This is a genomic window from Lacticaseibacillus rhamnosus (genome assembly GCF_900636965.1).
Taxonomy (GTDB): Bacteria; Bacillota; Bacilli; order Lactobacillales; family Lactobacillaceae; genus Lacticaseibacillus; species Lacticaseibacillus rhamnosus.
In genome coordinates, this window is sequence record NZ_LR134331.1 from 1522333 (window position 1) to 1542408 (window position 20076).

Annotated in this window: 18 protein-coding genes; 2 read left to right on the forward strand and 16 right to left on the reverse strand. The window is 47.7% G+C overall.

What is annotated here, in order from left to right:
• Positions 1 to 1005, forward strand: a complete 1005-nt coding sequence (gene mvaD / locus EL173_RS07805) for a diphosphomevalonate decarboxylase (RefSeq protein ID WP_014571349.1) — start codon at positions 1 to 3, stop codon at positions 1003 to 1005.
• On the forward strand, positions 971 to 2005 hold the full coding sequence (fni, locus tag EL173_RS07810) for a type 2 isopentenyl-diphosphate Delta-isomerase (protein ID WP_005689442.1): 1035 nt from the start codon (positions 971 to 973) through the stop codon (positions 2003 to 2005). The genes mvaD and fni overlap by 35 nt, the downstream gene beginning before the upstream one ends.
• A 106-nt stretch (positions 2006 to 2111) precedes the next feature.
• On the opposite strand, the gene EL173_RS07815 is transcribed toward fni, so the two are convergent.
• From EL173_RS07815 to EL173_RS07905, 16 genes are all read right to left on the reverse strand, one after another.
• Positions 2112 to 3443 carry an RsmF rRNA methyltransferase first C-terminal domain-containing protein gene (locus EL173_RS07815; RefSeq protein WP_005689444.1) on the reverse strand — a complete coding sequence of 444 codons (1332 nt, stop codon included), beginning with the start codon at positions 3441 to 3443 and terminating at the stop codon, positions 2112 to 2114.
• Positions 3430 to 4386, reverse strand: a complete 957-nt coding sequence (locus EL173_RS07820; RefSeq protein ID WP_005689445.1) for an ABC transporter permease — start codon at positions 4384 to 4386, stop codon at positions 3430 to 3432. The genes EL173_RS07815 and EL173_RS07820 overlap by 14 nt, the downstream gene beginning before the upstream one ends.
• A 202-nt stretch (positions 4387 to 4588) precedes the next feature.
• Entirely contained in the window at positions 4589 to 5332 is a 744-nt protein-coding gene (locus EL173_RS07830) for a hypothetical protein (protein ID WP_005689447.1), read from the reverse strand.
• Positions 5333 to 5447: 115 nt separating this feature from the next.
• Positions 5448 to 5798, reverse strand: a complete 351-nt coding sequence (locus tag EL173_RS07835) for a metal-sulfur cluster assembly factor (RefSeq protein ID WP_005689449.1) — start codon at positions 5796 to 5798, stop codon at positions 5448 to 5450.
• Between the two features lie 33 nt (positions 5799 to 5831).
• Positions 5832 to 6020, reverse strand: coding sequence for a 2-hydroxymuconate tautomerase (locus tag EL173_RS07840; protein WP_005713920.1), 189 nt, complete (start codon positions 6018 to 6020; stop codon positions 5832 to 5834).
• Between the two features lie 558 nt (positions 6021 to 6578).
• Positions 6579 to 8084 carry an ATP-binding cassette domain-containing protein gene (locus EL173_RS07855; protein ID WP_019728473.1) on the reverse strand — a complete coding sequence of 502 codons (1506 nt, stop codon included), beginning with the start codon at positions 8082 to 8084 and terminating at the stop codon, positions 6579 to 6581.
• Positions 8068 to 9780, reverse strand: a complete 1713-nt coding sequence (locus EL173_RS07860) for an ATP-binding cassette domain-containing protein (protein ID WP_005689457.1) — start codon at positions 9778 to 9780, stop codon at positions 8068 to 8070. The genes EL173_RS07855 and EL173_RS07860 overlap by 17 nt, the downstream gene beginning before the upstream one ends.
• A 375-nt stretch (positions 9781 to 10155) precedes the next feature.
• Positions 10156 to 10950 carry a Nif3-like dinuclear metal center hexameric protein gene (locus EL173_RS07865; protein WP_005689459.1) on the reverse strand — a complete coding sequence of 265 codons (795 nt, stop codon included), beginning with the start codon at positions 10948 to 10950 and terminating at the stop codon, positions 10156 to 10158.
• On the reverse strand, positions 10937 to 11647 hold the full coding sequence (locus EL173_RS07870) for a tRNA (adenine(22)-N(1))-methyltransferase (RefSeq protein WP_005689461.1): 711 nt from the start codon (positions 11645 to 11647) through the stop codon (positions 10937 to 10939). The genes EL173_RS07865 and EL173_RS07870 overlap by 14 nt, the downstream gene beginning before the upstream one ends.
• Positions 11648 to 11835: 188 nt before the next feature.
• Positions 11836 to 13086 carry an RNA polymerase sigma factor RpoD gene (rpoD, locus tag EL173_RS07875; protein WP_005689462.1) on the reverse strand — a complete coding sequence of 417 codons (1251 nt, stop codon included), beginning with the start codon at positions 13084 to 13086 and terminating at the stop codon, positions 11836 to 11838.
• Between the two features lie 13 nt (positions 13087 to 13099).
• Entirely contained in the window at positions 13100 to 14869 is a 1770-nt protein-coding gene (gene dnaG, locus EL173_RS07880) for a DNA primase (protein WP_005689464.1), read from the reverse strand.
• Positions 14870 to 15054: 185 nt separating this feature from the next.
• On the reverse strand, positions 15055 to 17124 hold the full coding sequence (glyS, locus tag EL173_RS07885; RefSeq protein WP_005689466.1) for a glycine--tRNA ligase subunit beta: 2070 nt from the start codon (positions 17122 to 17124) through the stop codon (positions 15055 to 15057).
• Position 17125: 1 nt separating this feature from the next.
• A complete protein-coding gene (gene glyQ / locus EL173_RS07890; RefSeq protein ID WP_005685932.1) occupies positions 17126 to 18022 on the reverse strand; it encodes a glycine--tRNA ligase subunit alpha in 897 nt (298 codons plus the stop codon).
• 379 nt (positions 18023 to 18401) lie between these two features.
• Positions 18402 to 18929 (reverse strand): GNAT family N-acetyltransferase, encoded by a 528-nt coding sequence (locus tag EL173_RS07895; protein WP_005689519.1) that lies wholly within the window; start codon positions 18927 to 18929, stop codon positions 18402 to 18404.
• A gap of 95 nt (positions 18930 to 19024) precedes the next feature.
• Positions 19025 to 19654: an ABC-2 transporter permease gene (locus EL173_RS07900; protein ID WP_005689520.1), complete on the reverse strand. Its 630-nt coding sequence runs from the start codon at positions 19652 to 19654 to the stop codon at positions 19025 to 19027.
• Positions 19635 to 20003, reverse strand: coding sequence for an AAA family ATPase (locus tag EL173_RS07905; protein WP_223390958.1), 369 nt, complete (start codon positions 20001 to 20003; stop codon positions 19635 to 19637). Before EL173_RS07905 ends, EL173_RS07900 begins: the two co-directional genes overlap by 20 nt.
• Positions 20004 to 20076: the final 73 nt, after the last annotated feature.

Here is a 20076-nt window from a genome sequence, read left to right on the forward strand (position 1 = left end):
ATGACAACTTATGCACGTGCGCACACTAACATTGCATTGATCAAATATTGGGGCAAAGCAAATAAGCAACTGATGCTGCCGGCAACCAGCAGTATTTCGCTTACCTTGAATGACTTTTACACGGACACGGCGGTAACTTTTGACCCTGCACTCGATCAGGATCAATTCACGTTAAATCACCAAATGCAGTCGCCTACTGCTGTCAGCCGCTTTTTGGATCATGTTCGGCACCTGGCCCAAATTGATACACGCGCTCGGGTCAACTCGTTGAATCATGTACCGACTGCTGCCGGTTTGGCCAGTTCGGCTTCTGCGTTTGCGGCACTGGCACTGGCTACAAGTCGCGCGGCTGGCCTAAATTTAACCCCTACCGCTTTGTCACGGTTGGCACGTCGCGGCTCAGGGTCGGCCACCCGTTCAATCTTTGGCGGAGCGGTAATTTGGCACCGTGGCAGCGATGATCAATCCTCGTTTGCCGAACCCTTAACCATTCAGCCAACTCTGCCGCTGCGGATGTTGGTCGTCACGGTTTCCGATCAGAAAAAGGCAGTCAGCTCCCGCACCGGCATGGCCAACACGGTTGCGACCAGCCCTTATTACCAGGCATGGGTACAATCGAATGAAGCGTTAATTTCACCTATGATCACGGCATTGGCCGAAAATGATCTGACGACGATTGGTGCACTCACCGAATTATCGAGTATGCGCATGCACGCTGCCATTATGGCTGAGGAGCCGCCGTTCACCTACTTTTTGCCGGAAACTTTACGCGCCTGGCAATTGGTGCAAGAACAACGGGCACTCGGCATTCCGGCGTTTGCCACGATGGATGCCGGACCCAACGTCAAGATCCTCACAACCGCACCGTACGTGGATGTTCTCATGACCGCCTTGCAGCCTGTTTTTGGCGACCGGATTTTGAGCACCCGCCTCGGCCCGGACGCGCAAGTGATTACAAAGGAGCAATTTAATGACACAGAGTCAGCAATCACATCGCAAGGATGAGCACGTCTTTTTAGCGGAAAAATATTTTCAGGCGACTGCGCATGCCGGCTTCGATCAAGTTCGGCTACTACACCGGGCACTTCCGGAATCCTCATTAGCAGATGTTGACTTGACGCCTCCCATTCCTTTTGGCTGGCGTTGGCCGATTTACATTAATGCGATGACAGGAGGTTCCCCGCAAACCGGCAAGCTCAATGCTCAGCTAGGGCAATTAGCTCAGGCGCTTGATCTGGCAATTGCTAGCGGCTCTCAATCCGTGGCCTTACATGATCCCCAATTGGCCCCTACTTTTAAAACGCTGCGTGATCATAATCCGGATGGTTTTATTCTTGCCAATATCGGTGCCGGACACGATCAGCACGCAGCTGAAAAGGCAATTAGTATGTTAGACGCGGATGCACTTGAAATTCACGTCAATGCGGCACAAGAAGTGATCATGCCAGAAGGTGATCGCGACTTTTTGTGGCAGGAAAATATCCGTACCATTGCAGCAACTGCTTCGGTTCCGGTTGTGGTTAAGGAAGTAGGTAACGGCTTCATCCGCGAAGATCTGCAAACCTTGCAGCAACTAGGCATTCATTATGTCGATATCGGCGGGCGCGGCGGCACGAACTTTGCGGTCATCGAAAATGCTCGCCGCCCCCACCACGACTTTTCCTACCTGCAGGATTGGGGACAAACAACCGTTGAGTCACTGCTTGAAGCCCGCGGACTACCGTTAACAATCCTGGCAACCGGTGGCATTCGATCGCCGCTGGATGTCATTAAGGCACAACGCTTGGGGGCGCATGCGGTGGGCATCAGTGGACTGGTGCTGCACCACTTGATTCAAACTGACTATGCGGCTACATTAGCCTACTTTCAGGAATTCCTGCAACAATTACGGCAACTGTATGCATTGCTAGGCGTGACCAACTGGCAAGCACTGCAAACGGCACCGGCTGTGCTCAGTCCTGAATTAGAACATTATCGCCATGTCCGTCACTTGCCAGCAATTTGATTTTAGGTCAATAACAAAAGGATGCTAGTAAACAGACAATACCTAGCCTGTCACTAACATCCTTTTTGATTACTTTTTAAGATGCTGATACTAAATTGCAAGCCAACTAAACTCGCAGCCCTTTTGGATAGAAATTCTTAACCGTTCCATTGACTAACTTGCCGATTGCAAACGGCTTATGTTCAAACGTGAGTAAGACGAATCGTTTCCCTGACAGCGAGGTCGTGAGCGTTTCGCCATGACGGTAGCGCGCATAACCATCGGCATCCACCTCAATCACGGTTTGAAAATCAGCCGGATCCAGCGCAGTTGCGATACTGTGGCTGGGTTCAAACCTGTTTTTACGGAAACTCCCAAGTTCAAGCCCCGCGCGAACCACCTTCACTCGGTCAAACGGAATCATGGTTTTCGGGAGTAACGACAGGAAGTCCCCGTGGCGGTAAAATTGTCCGGTCAACGGCTTATGCAAGCTGGTCGAGAAAAAAGTGGTCACTTCATCCCGCGCGGCTTTCACTAAAGGTTTTATCTTTAGCGGTTTTACTGGTTCGTTCGGCAATTCACCCGCAAGTCGCAGTTTGGCAACGAAATGGCCTTCACCGCGTACGAGATGTGGAAACAGCCGCACTGTTTTTGCCAATTCAGGATTGCCATCTGCCCATTCCGGTCGACCAGCAACCATTCCTGGAGACTTTTTAATGGGTTCGAGCGTCAAATCGTAGTGAGCAAGCAGCCAAGCAATGATTTGTTCGTCTTCTTCCGGACTGAACGTGCAGGTTGAATAAATCAAACTTCCGCCTGGCCGCAGCATTTTAATCGCCGCTTGCAGAATGACTTTTTGTCTTGCCGCACATTCTGCTGGGTAGTCGCGGTGCCAATACTGAATTGCATCTGGATCTTTGCGAAACATCCCCTCACCGGAGCAAGGCGCATCGACCAAAATCCGATCGAATGTCTGCGGCCAGGCTGCGGCTAACGTATCCGGATCATTATTGGTCACTAAAATATTCCGACTCCCCCAACGTTCGAGATTACCGGAAAGGACCTTCGACCGCGGCCCGTTTATTTCATTGCTGACCAGTAACCCGGTTTCACCAAGATAACTAGCCAATTGCGTGGATTTACCACCAGGAGCGGCACATAAATCCAACACGCGCTCCCCTTTTTGCGGTGCCGCGACTGTCCCGACAAATTGCGCACTGGGTTCTTGGCTATAAACCAGCCCGGAAACGTGATCAATTCCGTTTCCGGCAACTTTGCCATAATACCCCCAAGGACTCCAAGGAATGGGATCCGTGGTCTTTTCGTCTAATGGCCAAGGTTTAGCCGGATCGCGCCGGAATCCCGCCATTGGTTCGTCATCAAAACTAGCCAAAAAAGCCGAGGCGTCCGCTCCTAATAACTGGGTATATTTTTCTTTAAACGCTTCAGGAAGTTGCACTTGTTCGATCCTTTCTCCGAATCAAATATCGCAGGAAAACAACGGTCGCAATCGTTAAAATAATTAAGAAACCCCAGATGCTGGCGCGGGTCGTATAGTAAAACCACCAATTGGCAAACAAACCGCCAAGCAGCAAACTGATGCCGACGTGGCTGGCACAGCTCGACAAGACGCCGCGCAAATACCGCGCACGCATGTTGATTTCTAGTCCCGATGTCTGCAAGGGTCCGATGAGCACCACCATTAGGACGCTCAGCAAACCTGCCCCTAACAATAAAAGCACACAGAATAAAGCTGTCTGGCCGTATGCGCGCCACCAGGTTGCGGCATTGCTATCACTGAAATGAACCCGATGAACTTTATTGGCGCGCAGAATGCTTTTAAGCGCTTTTCCATGCTGATTTGCACCGTCTACATAGACTTTTACCTGCTTGAGGCGTAATCCACCGTTTGCGGTATTGGGTGACGCATTAAGAAATACCGCCTTGTTCAGCGGACTACCCTTACGCGTGCCCACAGTTCCCAACACTGGAACATATTGATCATTCACGCTCAAATAACGCTGATTATTGCTGCCAGTGTAGAGTTTATCCGCTAAGTCGTGACCGACAACCGTAACCGGTAAACTTGATTCAAAATCGCCATTCGAAAACCATTGACCAGTTTCAACCGGCAAGCTCGCAACCGTTCCACGCTGATACACGTAGACCACTTGCTTACTCACAAACTGCACCTGATACCCCGAAAAGTCAGTCTTTGCCAGCTCCGCAACCGCAGTCGTCACCCGCCGCTGACTCTTCGTCACATATTCCTGGGCAGTCTCAGACATACCAAGATGATCCAGCTGACTGGCATATTCATTTTGATCATGCTGCGACCACACCAAACCAGCCAAAATTGCCAAGCCGATCCATAGTAAGTCGATTAAGAATAGTTTCTTCACAGTGGCCTCCTTAGGAAAAGTGAGCGCGAGCCGGCGCGGTTAGAAGTCGGAGTGTAAGTGGCCACAGACGTGATGGCTGGTCTTTGGCCATTGCGGCTGTGGTCCTTACACGCAGACTTCTGCGCCGGGGAGCGCGTTATGGTGAGCGCGAGCCGGCGCGTTATAGAAAAGTGAGCCCACACACTAAAGCCAACTCCGCCCATCACTGCAACCGATACACCCGTTCATGAATTGCATCAAAATGACCCAATGCGCGATTCAATGCAAAGATTCGGCGATCAGGTACCATCATCGCCTCCTGCCAAAATAACCGGCTATTGGTCGCACCATAGCGCTCGCCAATCACAAACAATTGCTTATCAGGAAAGTATCGTTGCATGATATGTAAAAACCGCACATCATTGGGGTCTTTATCTGGGCTCCATGCCATGACCACCGCATCAACTTGTGCCGCATATAAAAATAAAGCTGCATTGGCGGTAGCGGTTTTCACTGGCACTAATGGTTGGCGGCCGGTGACATTTTCCGCAACCCATGTATGAGCATCGGTGGTAATAGTCGGATTTCCTTGATCACGTAATCCTGCACTGACATAGCCATTGCCCGCTGCGACTTCCAGATAACGTTGACGGCCATACAACTGTTGCCACGTCGCGAAAAAATCTTTATGCACAAACGACCACATACCATCATGAAACGCAATGTACCGCCTAAAATTGTGAAGCAGATGATCCAACGCCATCAAATCGGCCAATTTGGCTCCCGGCAGTAACAATGCCTGTTCAATTTGAGGGGTGGTTAACCCCAGCCACGGCAAGGCATGTTGCGGTAATTGCTGGTTGGCAAGCGCAAGCCGCCACGCTGTCATGGCTGCGATTTGTTTTTTTAACGGTGAAATTGCCTGATATTTTTCAGCCAGTTGTAAGAGTCGTGTCCAGTAAGCCATCCTAACCTCATATTCTAAATACTGGCAGCTACTTAGCTAACCCTTTTTTCGCGCAAAAGAACAGGCAAAAGCCGCCATGAACGGCGGCTTTTGCAACAGGGGCAACAACCTCGTACTAATGAATGCCCAGTGCCATCTTAGCATACCGACTAAGACGTTCCGGGCCCCACGCTGGGTACCAGACAAGGTGAATCTCAACGCTTTGGATCCCGTCAATCGCCGTTAACGCCTGCTTGATATCGGCATCAAGCATATCGGTCAACGGGCAACCCATGGTGGTAAGGGTCATTTCAACCGTACATTTACCATTTTCATCCAAGTCCACCCCATAGATGAGGCCAAGGTTAATCAGATCGATCCCCAACTCCGGATCAATCACGGTTTCCAATGCATCCAGGATCTGCTGTTTCATTTTATCAAAATAGGCCTGGTCTTGGGTGGCGGCTTGATCATGCGTATTTGCCATCAGCAGTCCCTTCCTTTCTGAACATCTTCAGGATTATTTCTTGTCTTCTTCAAGCACACCGGCAACTGAATAATGGTTCTTGGCCATTTCATTCAGGACAATATGGACATGCTCAGCCGGCGCTCCGGTGTCCTTAACAATGGCGGCGGTAACATCTTTGACCAGTGCTTTAAGCTGCTCCGGCGACCGGCCTTCAATCAAATCAATATGGACTAGTGGCATCATGCTCCACTCCTTCAACTGAGAATAAGGTGCGTGTTAATCTGCTTTATTTTAGCATGTGAAACACGTTTACGCACGTATGATCAAAAAGTAAGCGCGAGCCGGCGCGGTTAGAAGTCGGAGTGTAAGTGGCCTCAGGTGTGATGGCCCGGTTCTGGCCATTGCGCCTGAGGTCCTTACACGTAGACTTCTGCGCCGGGGAGCGCGTTATGGGCGTAAAGTCAAACTAGTGGCCTTGGACGTGATGGCCGGGCTTTGGCCATTGCGCCCAAGGTCCTTATACGTAGATCTCTGCGCCGGGGAGCGCGTTATGGGCGTAAAGGAGAAATAGTGGCCTCAGACGTGATGGCCCGGTTCTGGCCATTGTGTCTTAGGTCCTTACACGCAGACTTCTGCGCCGGGGAGCGCGTTATGGGCGTAAAGGCGAGCGAAAACAAAATCAATTAACAGTCAAGGTGCATAATTTCAAGCGTGATAGTCCGTATTTAGCCACTGCAAATAAGATCGCACAATCAATCCCCTTCTCTAAACTCAAGATTCTTCCCTTTCTTTAAAGTCTCACACAGTAAACAAATTAGTCGCCTGCTGCTTCACCCACTGTTGATCAGCAGTGAGAACGATGGTGTATCCATGTGCCTTTAACCATGCTAGGATAGCCTGTCCGCGCGCCATGTCAACCACATCGAATGGGCGGTCAAGAATCAGCAGCTGGCTGCTAAGTGCGGCCCGTGCCAACGCAATTCGTTGCTTTTCGCCAGTCGAAATTGTTGAAGCATTGATTTGGGTGTCAGTGTGGAAGCGCGCGGAAATGCCAAGGATGTCCAGTAAGTCTTTTTCTACTGAACGCGATTTGGCAGCTGGTGTTGTCCCGACTGCAAACCCGGGGAATAGATGGATGTTATTCGCCAAAGACTCATGGAAGACAGCTGGATTTTCAGGAAGATAACCTACCGCAAAGTCGGGCAATTTAAAATTGGCAGCCGACAAATTCAGATATTTGGCAGGTTCATTTGCCAGTTCGCGAAGTAATCGGCTTTTGCCACTGCCATTTTGTCCTTCTATACAGAGAATATCCCCACCACGTAAAACGACCGAGCTATTCTTAAATTGCTTTTTGAGCCGGTCACGAGTCTGGTTATACCCAGCATCATCCCGCCCTTTACGCGGGAAAAATTGCGCGATTTTAGCTTCAACAAAGCGGATGCGCTGAAGCAACTCAAGGGTTTGATTTGAGATCGTCACAAAGTCAAATCCTGGCGCGATATAAGTTAGGAATAAGGCAATGGTTCCCGGAGAAATCTCCTTAGTCTGATTCGCAATCAATAGCGTGAATGCAATCGCCAGCATATTGATAAAAGCAATCATATTGGTCAAAAATGCCGCATATGTCGCCTGCTTCAGACCACTGACGAGTTGTTGCTTATTCTTGCGATCCAGCTCGGCTTCAGGGTGAAGTACCCCCAAGAAGCGCATATACCGGTTGTTGGAAATAAGATCAAACATGAAATTAAAATAGTTAAGTGAAGCCTTTCTAGCACGCCCATACAGGACGCCATTGTATTTTTGCGCAACTAAAATAACGGTTTGTACAACTATGAGTGGGATGATGACCGCAACCGTCAACGTTTGACTGTATGAAAACAGAATGACTAAAGAACCCACCAAGAAGACAAACTTCACGCACAAGTCGGTGATGGTCAAGGCAACAAAGTCAATTGACGGCAAATCAACATTCACGACATTCAGAAGGTCGGCGGCATGCTTCGACCCAAAATCAGGCAGTTTTGCAAATAATTTATTGATAAAGGTTTTATCGGTATTAAACGTGATTCGTGCGTCAAGCATGCCATAGCGTTGGCGCGACAGGTTGATCAGGATGACAACCCCAATGAACACCAGAATCGTCAGCCAGAATAGCGACCCGTGATGTTTTGCCAAAGCATCAAAGGCCCGCTTTTGAATCAGGCCAATGACTAACGGTGCACATTCCTGTATCAACGAAAATAGGATCAAGGCGGCAATCAGCTTTTTATTGTCGAAAAATAGATCACGAATTTTTAACATTTTGTTCGTCCTCGTAGGTTGATGCCCAATCTGCTAGTTTCGAGAAGTAGACGCATTCACCCTTTGTGATGCCATAAACATGATCGGCAAAATGTAGCCGGTTGGTTTTATGCGAAATCAGGATCATTTTAATCTTGAAAGTGTCCACGTAATGCCGCAGCAAACGGGAAACCTCGGCAAATCGAGCGGTATCAAGTGAGCTCAGGGTTTCATCAAGGATAATCAAGTCCTTTTCTTGCAAAAGCGCTCTTAATATCAGTAACAGTTGGCGATCACCATCCGCCAGCTTGTCAATGTTCGCACCGTCTTCACCCACCTGAGCTGATAAGGTTGTGCGCAAATAATCTAACCTAGCTTTCGACACACCAAGTTGTTCGAGGCGTTGCCAGACATTTTGCGTGGCATTATTTACCGAAAAACCTTGTAAGCTCTTCTCAATTGAAACGTGGAAAAGCGATTGGTCAACAGAGACGTAAGCAACGTTTGCTCCCATTTCAGAAGCTGATATTTTTGAAATCGGCGTCTTTGAATAGTCAATTTGCCCCTCGTACTGGTGCTGCAGGCCAACGATCGCCTTTGCAAGGGTGCTTTTCCCCGAACCGGACACACCGGACAACCCGATGATTTGTCCCGGTGCAATGGCCATATCGACTTTCTTTAGTACCTGGTGATCAAAATTTCTCAAGTTTGAAATATGGAGCCGAATAGTAGGTTTAGTAGGATAGGGACTGTTTCCTGATTGCATCACAAATTTGCGCTCCAATTCAGCAAGGTTGGCAAATGCACCTTTGAGATATTGCACATTATTCGCGTGAAACTGCATGCTTTCCAAGGGTGCTTGAATTCTGGTAGCGTAATCGATCATCATATACACCGTCCCCAACCCGATCACGCCGCGTAGGAAACTGTACCCGCCCAGTGCTAACGAGGTAACTTCCAAAAAGGCAATCAGCACCAGTGCGGCGATCCACGAACGATAAATAAAGCTCTGAGCATGTAATTCCAAAGGCAGCAGCTTATCGTACTGTTTATTAAACCAAGCAATGACGCGACTCGAAGCCTGCATCGGGGCCACGTCATTGTTATTAACAAAAACATCTTGCAGAAAATCAGCCGTCTTTGCTTCCCTTTTTCGCAACTTAGGGATCACATCGTTGCCACTGGTATTAACGTGCCTTAAAACGAGAATCGAGAGAAGCAGATAACCAGTAAAAGCTGCCCCGATCAAAACTGACTGAAAAAACAAGACGCAAATAATCGTGATCACCTGAATCACATCTGACCACACTGGAATTAAGGTTTGCTGGCAAAAAAGTCGGCACTGATCAATGTCCTTAGTCAGGCGGTCATTTAAGTCGCCGGTTTGAAAGGATTCAGAATCGCGAATTTCATCACCAAAGGAAATTAAGTTGAGGTATCCTTTTCGTACCCGGTGCGTCATTTTCAAAAAAACCACATACGAAAAAGCGCTGAAGACTGTGCGACCGGCTAACAATATCAACCCTAGTGCTAGATAAATATAAAAATTGTGAAGAACGTTTGCGCTGCCGGGAACTGTCACGCCGTTGATCATGCGCTGAACAAAGACTTCAGCGTATACTGCACTGGCACTCAACGCCAAAGATATTAATAAGACCAGTCCTAATGTCAGCTTACCGCGGCTTGAAGCAATTTCGGATTTAAGTATTTTAGGCATAAGCGCTTCCTTGTTATTAGTATGAAATCTTAACTATCGGCGAGCCGTTAAACCGGATGGTATCCTTCATTCTTAATGGCTTTTAATATTAACAACCATCCATTGCGTATGTAGGATAGCAGTCGCCTGATAATCTCATTTTATTATCATCAGGCTATCATTATATTGTGAAACGGTCAACTAATGATCTAATAAGTCGTGAATTATTTTTTGACTTCATCACCGGATCACGGCTTTACAGGTTTGATTTTCACGACAACAAAATAGAGCCGTCCAACCAATTGAACTTATCAACACCGCATCTGCTTAGGGTACGCGGAATTAATAGGTCAGTCGATAATTAGACGACTCTCTTAACTATAAAAATGTTAGCTGTTACATAAACGTAAACGGATCGGTCGACAATTTCGATGGAATTGCCTTGACGTCCCAACCTTCAGCAACCGCCCATTCGTTGATCAACCCGGCAACTTTTCCTTTCATGATCGCTTCGATGTGATGGCCCGGATCAATCACAGGTAAATCCGCCGCCAGCATATCGTGAGCCGTATGATAGTAAACATCGCCGGTAATGAAGACATCGGCACCAGCCGCTTTGGCATCGTTGAAGGCATCGCCGCCATCGCCACCAAGAATGGCAACTTTTCGAACCGGCCGCTCCAAGTCACGAGCAACAACGCGTAAGCCTTTGACGTGATACGCTGCTTTGACTTGTTCAATAAAGGCCTCAAGCCGGATCGATTCAGGCAACAAACCGATTCGGCCCATATTCGCACCTTCACCTTCGTTAATAAACGGCACGACTTGAGTCAAACCCAGCGCATCGGCCAGCCAATCATTCATGCCTTCCTGAACCCGATCCAAATTGGTATGGGCGCTATAAACTAACAGGTCATCTTTTAAAATCTGCGCGTACATCGCATTTTGCGGAACCCGTAAGTCCAGATTGTGAACCGAATGAAACATTGCCGGGTGATGGGAAAAGATCATGTCAGCATGAACCGTTTCAGCTTCGGCCACCACCTCAGGACGAACGTCTAAGGTCACCAACACGGTTTTAACGGGACGATCAGGGTTGCCTAATTGTAAGCCACTGGGATCGCGCTCCATAGCAAGGCTTAAAGGCGCATAGTCTTCAAAACGATTGATAATATCTTTACCGGTTGTCATGTGCACTTAATTCCTCCTTAATTAATGCCAGCAGGTGCTCCTGTTCACGAATTTTGGCCAATGGTACCATTTTTGCATCGGCTAATCCTTCAAGTACCGCTTCAGTTTTTTCGGCTTCACGGTGCATCTTTTTCATGAAAGTCGGGCTTTTTTGACGGCGCAGAATCGGACCAAAGCGCAGGTCTGCTTCTGAGTAGGGTACATCGGGTCTGGTTTTGCCTGCTGCCATCATTTCGTAAATATGGCCTTCATCTTCTATAATTTGTTCACCGATAATGCCATAACCGTGTTTATCTAGCCATAGTCGAACATCGTACTGGTGACGATTAGGTGCCAGTACCAGCGTCTCGGTGCCATCCAACTGCGGCTGACCGGCCTCGAGGATGTTCGTAATGAGCTGGCCACCCATTCCGGCAATCACAATCGTTGAAATGGCATCAGCAGGGTGAATGCCGGCTAACCCATCTGCTTGGCGGACGCTGATTTGGTCTGTCAAACCAGCGTCCGCGACATTTTGCTTGGCAATTGCAACGGGTCCGGCGCCAATGTCACTGGCAACGGCGAATTTAATGATGCCGCGTTGCACGAGGTCAATCGGCAAGAAAGCATGATCCGTGCCAATGTCGGCTAGGCGCTCGTTTGGTTCGATAAACGCGCGAATCGCCTGTAGCCGTTTTGATAAATGTATATGATCCATGAATTTACTGTCCCCTCATCTGATTAACAGCTTTTATTATAACAAACTGATGTCACGGTGCTGGTATTGTCGCTAAAAAGGTTCAGATTCTTATTGTGTGGCGGTTGTGTTTCAAAATAGCATCTGACCGGCCGCGCCAAGTCGCAAAAAGCCGCCATCTCAAATGAGACAGCGGCTTTGTCAGTTGCTTATTCAAGAAAATCCTTAAGCTGCTTGGAACGGCTCGGGTGGCGGAGTTTCCGCAATGCCTTGGCTTCAATCTGACGAATGCGTTCACGGGTCACGCCAAAGACTTTGCCGACTTCTTCCAGCGTGCGGGTCCGGCCATCGTCAAGTCCAAAGCGCAGCCGCAAAACATTTTCTTCGCGGTCAGTCAAAGTGTCAAGCACGCTCTCCAACTGTTCCTTGAGCAATTCGTAGGAAGCGTGATCTTCTGGACTGGTAGCGTCTTGGTCTTCAATGAAGTCGCCGAGGTGTGAATCGTCCTCTTCACCGATTGGCGTTTCCAAGGACACTGGCTCTTGGGCGATCTTCAAAATTTCGCGGACTTTTTCGGTTGGCATATCCATCTCGGCACCGATTTCTTCAGGAGTTGGTTCGCGGCCAAGATCCTGAAGCAGTTGACGCTGAATCCGAATCAGTTTATTAATGGTTTCAACCATATGAACAGGAATTCGAATCGTCCGGGCTTGGTCAGCAATCGCGCGGGTGATCGCCTGCCGAATCCACCAGGTGGCGTAGGTGGAGAACTTGAAGCCTTTGCGGTAATCAAACTTCTCGACCGCCTTCATCAAGCCCATGTTACCTTCCTGAATCAAATCCAGAAACTGCATGCCACGACCAACGTAGCGCTTAGCAATAGAAACCACCAGTCGTAAGTTAGCTTCGGCCAGTCGTTGCTTGGCTTCTTGATCACCTTGTTCGATCTTCAAAGCAAGGGCAACTTCTTCATCAGCGGTCAGCAATGAAACCCGGCCGATTTCCTTAAGATACATCCGCACTGGGTCGTTAATCTTAACCCCGGATGGCGCGGACATATCGCTCATTTCCTTCTTGGAAACCTTTTTTTGCTTCTTGAGGCTGATCGTGGCCGGTTCGCCGTTTTCGTCAACAATCGCGATCCCGTTGTCTTCGATTTTCTGCATTAAATCATCGATGGCGGTACTCTTTAGCTCAAATGGCTTGATCAGTTTAGAGGTTAAATCGTCTTCGGTGATCTGCTTTTTCTTCTTATAATCTTTGATGACAGCTTTGACGGCATCATCATAAGCCTTAGTCGTTGTGTGACTCTTGCTAGCGGTAGTCTTCTTGGCCGTTGTTTTCTTGGTTGCGGTCTTCTTGGTCGCAGCCTTTGATTCGGTTGCTGCTTTGGTTGAAGCTGCAGCCGTTGTCTTCTTTGTGGTCTTGCTTACTTCAGTTGCTGTTTTTTTATCAGCCATTAAAGTTCCTCCCCTAGCCTTGTTGTTGCTTCAAAAGTTTCATGAGATTCACATATTGCACCGTTAATTCGCCTTGTTTCTGTTTGTCACCCAATCGCTGTGCCTCGGTAATGGCTTGTTTAATCGCCTGCAGCCGCGAAACAGTTGACGCCGACGTGATCGTCTGGATTAACTCGTCAATCGTGGCCTCGCTTGCTTCCGGCAGTGACTGCATCGCGACATCAGCCGCCACCCCGCTGAGTTCAGGATCAACCCGATCTAAAAATCCTGCAAGCTCACCATCCGGCTGTTCATGCAAAAAGCGCAACCAGCCAGTGAAAAGTGTTTGAAAATACGGCGTTGGAAATACAAAAGTCGCATTTTTCAAGCGTTGCATCACAAGGTCATCGTGCCAGACATAGTACAATAACTGGCGCTGAGCCGCGGTGTAGCGATCCAGCGGGCGAACGGGTTGATCGGCAATCGGTGGCTGAGCTGCGGCCGGTCGCCTGGTTTGCGGACTCGGCAGGCTTTGATTGAGCGCGGCAATGGGCACCTCGGTCGTCTCTGCCAGCTGTTTGACGTAAACCGCCCGAGCAACCGGATCACTGATTTTGCCAATGATGCGTAAGGCCGCATTCAGATAAGTCAACTTGGCCTGATCGTTGTGCATGTCCACACCACGGGCCAGAAATTGTAACATAAAAGCAGTTGGTGTCAAAACCGACTTGACTTGTGCTTGAAAGGCTTCTGCTCCCCGTGCGCGAATGTACTCATCCGGATCCATGCCATCCGGTAAAACGACCACATCCGTTTGCAGGCGAGGATGATCAGCCAGCATGGTGACAGCCCGTTCAATCGCTTTTTGACCCGGTTCATCACCATCGTAGCAAACGGTTAACCGTTTGCTCAAATGACTGATGATATCGACTTGTTCCGTGGTCAAACTGGTTCCCATTGAGGCGATCCCGGTTTTAACGCCAGCTTGATACGCCGCAATCACATCCATATACCCTTCAAAAAGGATCGGGCCACCATCACGCCCAAACTCGGCTTTGGCGCGATGAAGGTTAAATAAAATATCCCGCTTGTTGAAAAGCTTGGTTTCCGGACTGTTTAAATACTTAGCCTGGGACTTATCTGACTGTAAAATCCGCCCGGAAAAGCCGACCACCTTGCCATTAGCATCCGTTAACGGAAACATCACCCGATCATTGAAACGATCAAACAACTTACCGGCCTGATCTTCAACAAATAGGCCACTGGCGCGCTGATCCTGATATTCAACATGGCGATTATTAAGAAATGCTACCAATAGATTACGTTCTTCAGGCGCATAACCCAGTTTGAATTCTTCAATCGTTTCGTCGGTTAACCCGCGTTTATGCAGGTAAGCCAGTGCAGCTTCACCTTTTTCCGTGTTTACCAAAATATGGTGATAAAGATCAGCAGTATCCTGAAGAATGTGTTGCTGCTTGGCAACTTCAGGATCAACCGGCGCTGCCTGACCCACTTGGACGTCAAGCGGAATACCAGCAAAATCGGCTACCTTTTTAACTGCCTCAGGAAAGGTCGCGTTGTCATAATCCATGACAAACTTGAAAACATTACCGCCACGTCCGCATGAAAAACAATGAAAAATCTGTTTGGATTCATTAACGGAAAAAGACGGTGTGTGCTCTTCGTGAAAAGGACAAAGGCCAAAAAGATTTTGTCCGGTCTTTCGTAGTTGCACATACTGCCCAATGTAATCGGCAATATTGACCGCTTTTAAGACTTGATCGACTGTGGCCTCGGGAATCATTCCGGCGATATCAGCTCACTCCCTTCCCATGGCGAATGGCATTGCAAGCATTGCGCCACCACGACTTGAACCGATTGAAATAGCGGTAAAAAGTCGCACTTCTGACGTGAAATGCGACTTTTATATAGTCTATCGGCATAATAATACAAGATATAGTATAGCCTGATGAATCAAGAAAAGCAAGTCTATTTGACAATCACTTGGCTAACGTCACCAAATTGGCGGATTAACTGGGCAAGCTGCTGCAAGGTAGCAAGGCGATTTTCGCGAACAGCCTTATCATCTGCCATCACCATCGTCGCATCAAAATAGGCATCAATCGGCTTAGCCAAGGCTTTTAATGCTTGATAATCCGCTTCAGTCGGTTCAGCAGCAAATGTTTTGGCAGTTGTTGTCACTGCATCATGTAGTTGACCTTCAGTCGGATTTTCAAACTTAGTCGGATCAACCGCTGTGGTTACCGTTTGCTTACCGGTAATCCGCAAGACCCGCCCCAAGGCTCCCATCACCGGCTTGAAATCAGAATCGGCAGCATGCTGGGTCAGTAGCTTAGCAGCATCCAAAATACCGGCAATATCGGCATCGCTGCGAACGGTGACGGCATCAACGATATCGTGCCGAATTTTTTGACCTTGCAACAACTGCTTGGCCCGATCAATCATGAAATCGTTAAGTTCTTGTTGGTGCGCGGCAAAATCAAGTCCGTTCGTTTGATCAGCTTCAGCCAAGGCTTTAGCAATGGTCGGCTGTAGGCTAGCCAGCGCAAACGGCCAGTCATGTTCGGCAATCATGCGCACAATACCGTATGCCTGACGCCGCAACGCATAAGGATCGTTGGAACCACTTGGAATTAAGTCAACGGCAAAGAAGCTCATCAGCGAATCTAGCTTATCCGCAATTGCCAGCACCGTGCCGACTAGACTTTGCGGTAAGGCGCCATCTGCCGCGATTGGTTCGTAGTGTTCCGCAATTGCCTGAGCGACGGCAGGTTTTTCGCCGGCAAGCTGGGCATAATGTTCGCCCATAATCCCTTGTAATTCAGGAAATTCGCCGACCATTGACGTGACAAGATCGAATTTGTAGATCGAAGCGGCGCGATCTAGATCAGCTTTTTCGTCCGCGGTCAAGCCGAATTGATCAGCAAGTAACGCGGCAATGACTTTGGTGCGCGCCATTTTGTCGTACATTGAGCTGATTTTGTCATGGAAACTAACCGCTTTAAGGCGCTCAACGTCTTCAGCAATGCTGCGTTTCTGGTCTTCGGCATAGAAGAACGCTGCATCTTCCAAGCGCGCCGTTAGCACTTTTTCGTTGCCCGCAATCACATTGTTCAAATGATCGTGGTTGCCATTACGCACGCCAATAAACGCATTGACCATTTTGCCTGCCTGATCACGAGCATAGAAGTAACGCTGGTTATCTTTCATTGAAGTAATCAGCACTGCTTCCGGAATTGCCAGATATTTCGGATCAAACGTACCGGCAAAAGCTGTCGGCCATTCGACTAAATTGTTAACTTCTTCCAATAAGTCACTATCGAGTTCGATCTGCCATTGATGATCAGTGGCAATTTGCTCGATTTGTTCCCGAATCAACTGTTTGCGTGCAGCCGGTTCTACAATCACAAACTGGTCTTTCAACGCCGCAACATAAGCATCGGCATTAGGCAGCGTCACTGGCTTACCGAGGAATCGGTGCCCTTGGGTGACCCGCCCTGCTTCAACATCCAATAACTTCATCGGCACAACGGTATCATCTAGCAGACTCACTAACCAATGAATCGGACGAATGTACTCAAAATCATATGCTCCCCATTTCATTCGCGTCGGGAACGTCAGGCCTTTAATGACATCAAGCATGCCAGGCAAAATCTCGGCAGCTTCCTTACCTTTAATCGCCTTATGCAGATAAACATAATCAACGCCTTTAATCGTCTTAAACACGATGTCATCCGGCGTCATCCCTTGACTGCGGGAAAATCCGATGGCAGCTTTGGTCCAATTACCATCCGCATCTTGAGCGATTTTCTTGGCCGGACCTTTAACATCGGTTTCAACGTCTGCCTGTTTAGCGGCTAAATCGTGAACCAGCAGCGCAAGCCGACGCGGGGTCGCGTACCGGTCAATTTGGCCATGCTCAAGGTGATTGGCTTTCAAAAAGGCAACGGTTTTGTCGTGAAATTGGTTAATACTTGGCGTGACAACATGGGCCGGCATGTCTTCAAGGCCAATTTCAATCAGATAGTCATGCGTCATGTTATTGCACCTCCGTTTTGTGCTGCAGCAATGGGAAACCAAGCTTCTTACGTTCCGCAACGAAAGCGCGCGCAACTTTATGCGCCATTTTGCGGATGCGACTCATATAACCGGCACGTTCAGTCACCGAAACCGCACCGCGCGCATCCAGCAGGTTAAACGTATGGCTGCATTTAAGAATGTAATCATAAGCCGGGTGAACCAACCCTAGATCCATCAAGCGCCATGCTTCTTTTTCATAAGCGTCAAAAAACTTCAGCAGCATAGCTTGATCGCTGACTTCAAACGCGTATTTACTGTGTTCGTATTCAGGTTCTTTGAAAATATCGCCGTATAAAACGCCATCGCCCCATTCAAGATCAAAGACACTGTTCACGTCTTGGATATAGGAAGCTAACCGTTCAACGCCATAGGTAATTTCGCTGGTCACCGGCGAAACTTCAAGACCGCCAACAACTTGAAAATACGTGAATTGACTGACTTCCATGCCATCGAGCCAAACTTCCCAGCCAACCCCGGCACAGCCCATGGACGGATTTTCCCAGTTATCTTCAACAAAGCGGATATCGTGTTCCAATGGGTTAATGCCAAGTGCCGCCAGTGAATCCAAATAGTAATCCTGGATGTTTTCCGGTGATGGCTTCATGACAACCTGGAACTGATGGTGCTGGAAAAGTCGGTTCGGGTTCTCGCCATAACGACCGTCAGCTGGGCGGCGTGACGGCTCAACGTAAGCAGCATTCCAAGGCTCCGGTCCGATTGCCCGCAAAAAAGTATACGGACTCATGGTACCGGCTCCTTTTTCAACATCATAAGCTTGCATCAACATACAACCCTTATCGCCCCAGAATTTTTGAAGCGTCTGGATCATCGTTTGGATGTCCATTTTTGTCGTCATGATTACCTCTTTCCCGGTGAATCAAAGTCTGGCGTGGGTAGCATAAATGTCCATATACATGAAAACGTCCCTACGCCAAGATATGGCGTAGGGACGCTTCTGCGCGGTTCCACCCTACTTCAGATAGACCGAATCTACCTGCAGCTTTGTCATTTGGTTCGAAAACGCCAATCACATTCACCACCATCAGGCTTACACTATCCCTGACTCGCTTGGGTTTGGTACAAATGCGACCCTTTTTCTCATCACCGATTCAATTTCCTTATTAGTATAGCATCGCGGCTAGGGGTGTCAAGCGGGGTTTCTGAAAAGGACCACGGCTTTTCCATCAAAACGATATAAAATACCCTGAAGTAACGTCTAATCACGTTCTCGCTAATCACAAGTCATCTCGTGTCATTGACCAGATTGCTAAATCAACTTGCCGACCATGAAAACAATATGACTTTCGAAGCGTTCCTTCTATCTTCATACCTATTCTTGCCATGAGATTCATCGATTTTAGATTGTCAAATGTATGTCTCGCATACAAGCGCTCACCTTCAAGTTCATTAAAGAAGATGTCACGTAATTTGATTGCAGCTTCAGTTGCATATCCATGCCCTTCGAATTTTTTGTTGAGTACATAACTTAACTCTGCGGATTTGTTACGATCGTCTAAGTTTAAGAAATAGATTGTACCAATCAATTTTTCATTCAAAAAAATGCCATATTTGCCAAGCCCATTCTCTATAAATATTTTTTGAATGATGTCTTTTGTATCTCCCAAAGTTTTATTGGTTTCAAACACATAATAGGCATTCTCCGGATTACTTGCATACTCAAACATGTCAGGCGCATCGTCAATCGTAACCGGTGCCAACACAAGCCTTTCTGTTTGATAAGCATGTTTTAATTTTTCGCGCATTGGCTTACCTCTTTCCTATCCACATAAAAAATTAAAAGACATAAATATACCCCGCTCTCGATGTAAATCAGACCGTTCTGAAAAGACGGTTTGGTTTAGCGATAACGATAAAGCAATACTGAAAAGAAATATGAAATCACATATAAACAGGCAACTGCAGCAACGGCGACAAGAAACAATGAAGCTTTGTTTTGGCTCATCAAGAAAGCCTGTAGTTTCGCGGACCGGATCCGCGGTAGGATTGCCATAAGAAGAAGGATAATGATGAAAATAAACATCAGGCCGCTTTGTGAAAAAGCGTACATAGCCGGAAGTAAGATAATGCCAAAAACAGAACATACAACAAAAATGATCGCGGTTATCCCAAATAACTGCATCGGTGACGTTTTCGGTACGATAATCTCAATGATAAGGCTCATCACAAAGGCAAGAAATGATGTTGCAAAACAAGCGATTGCATAGAATACGTACCTAGAACCAACAATCTTGAATGGATTCAGGTGATAAGGCACTAAAAAATCTTTCCAGTGACTTTGATTATCAAGCTGAAAAAGCGTTTCAAGCGCAACAATGGCAAGCGCAGAAGAACTGAACACAAATAACTCGGCAATGTCTTTGTTAACGAAAACTGCAACCAGAAAAGCGCCAAACAAAGAAATCAAGACGGGGAGTTTAAGGATTCGTTTCTTGACAATTATAAAGTCTTTAATAAGAAAGCCTGTCATTTAGTATCCCCCACTTCTTCGCAACCAAAAGTGACTTAAGAACAGCCTCGTCTGTTTCTGGGGTTAAACTGAAGTCTGTTGTGATGCTGCCATTTGTTAGAACCACAAACCGATTACACAGCTGGATGACATCATCTAAAATATGCGTTACGAGAATAATGCTGGCACCGGTTTGATTTTGATAAGCTTTTATTTCATTCAGTATTTCAATCCGGGTCAGTGGATCGATCCCGCTGGTAATTTCATCAAGAATCACCAAATCGCCGTTCATCGATAAACAAACTGCTAAGCCAAGTTTGGTTTTTGTACCTTTAGAGAGATCAATAAAATTCCCCAGTTTACAATTCAAGTGCAACACCCTGACGACTAGACCATAAAGGCCATGAAGACCTATTCTTGTTAGTGCTAGCTAAACAAGAAAG

Excerpts from the sequence above, each read along its gene's own strand:
- EL173_RS07870 (WP_005689461.1), bottom strand. The coding sequence starts at position 11,647 with ATGGATCATATACATTTATCAAAACGGCTACAGGCGATTCGCGCGTTT.
- fni (WP_005689442.1), top strand. The coding sequence starts at position 971 with ATGACACAGAGTCAGCAATCACATCGCAAGGATGAGCACGTCTTTTTA.
- EL173_RS07840 (WP_005713920.1), bottom strand. The coding sequence starts at position 6,020 with ATGCCACTAGTCCATATTGATTTGATTGAAGGCCGGTCGCCGGAGCAG.
- rpoD (WP_005689462.1), bottom strand. The coding sequence starts at position 13,086 with ATGGCTGATAAAAAAACAGCAACTGAAGTAAGCAAGACCACAAAGAAG.
- EL173_RS07860 (WP_005689457.1), bottom strand. The coding sequence starts at position 9,780 with ATGCCTAAAATACTTAAATCCGAAATTGCTTCAAGCCGCGGTAAGCTG.
- EL173_RS07835 (WP_005689449.1), bottom strand. The coding sequence starts at position 5,798 with ATGGCAAATACGCATGATCAAGCCGCCACCCAAGACCAGGCCTATTTT.
- glyQ (WP_005685932.1), bottom strand. The coding sequence starts at position 18,022 with ATGACGACAAAAATGGACATCCAAACGATGATCCAGACGCTTCAAAAA.
- EL173_RS07900 (WP_005689520.1), bottom strand. The coding sequence starts at position 19,654 with ATGACAGGCTTTCTTATTAAAGACTTTATAATTGTCAAGAAACGAATC.
- EL173_RS07830 (WP_005689447.1), bottom strand. The coding sequence starts at position 5,332 with ATGGCTTACTGGACACGACTCTTACAACTGGCTGAAAAATATCAGGCA.
- glyS (WP_005689466.1), bottom strand. The coding sequence starts at position 17,124 with ATGACGCATGACTATCTGATTGAAATTGGCCTTGAAGACATGCCGGCC.
- EL173_RS07895 (WP_005689519.1), bottom strand. The coding sequence starts at position 18,929 with ATGCGCGAAAAATTAAAACATGCTTATCAAACAGAAAGGCTTGTGTTG.
- dnaG (WP_005689464.1), bottom strand. The coding sequence starts at position 14,869 with ATGATTCCCGAGGCCACAGTCGATCAAGTCTTAAAAGCGGTCAATATT.
- EL173_RS07865 (WP_005689459.1), bottom strand. The coding sequence starts at position 10,950 with ATGACAACCGGTAAAGATATTATCAATCGTTTTGAAGACTATGCGCCT.
- mvaD (WP_014571349.1), top strand. The coding sequence starts at position 1 with ATGACAACTTATGCACGTGCGCACACTAACATTGCATTGATCAAATAT.
- EL173_RS07855 (WP_019728473.1), bottom strand. The coding sequence starts at position 8,084 with ATGTTAAAAATTCGTGATCTATTTTTCGACAATAAAAAGCTGATTGCC.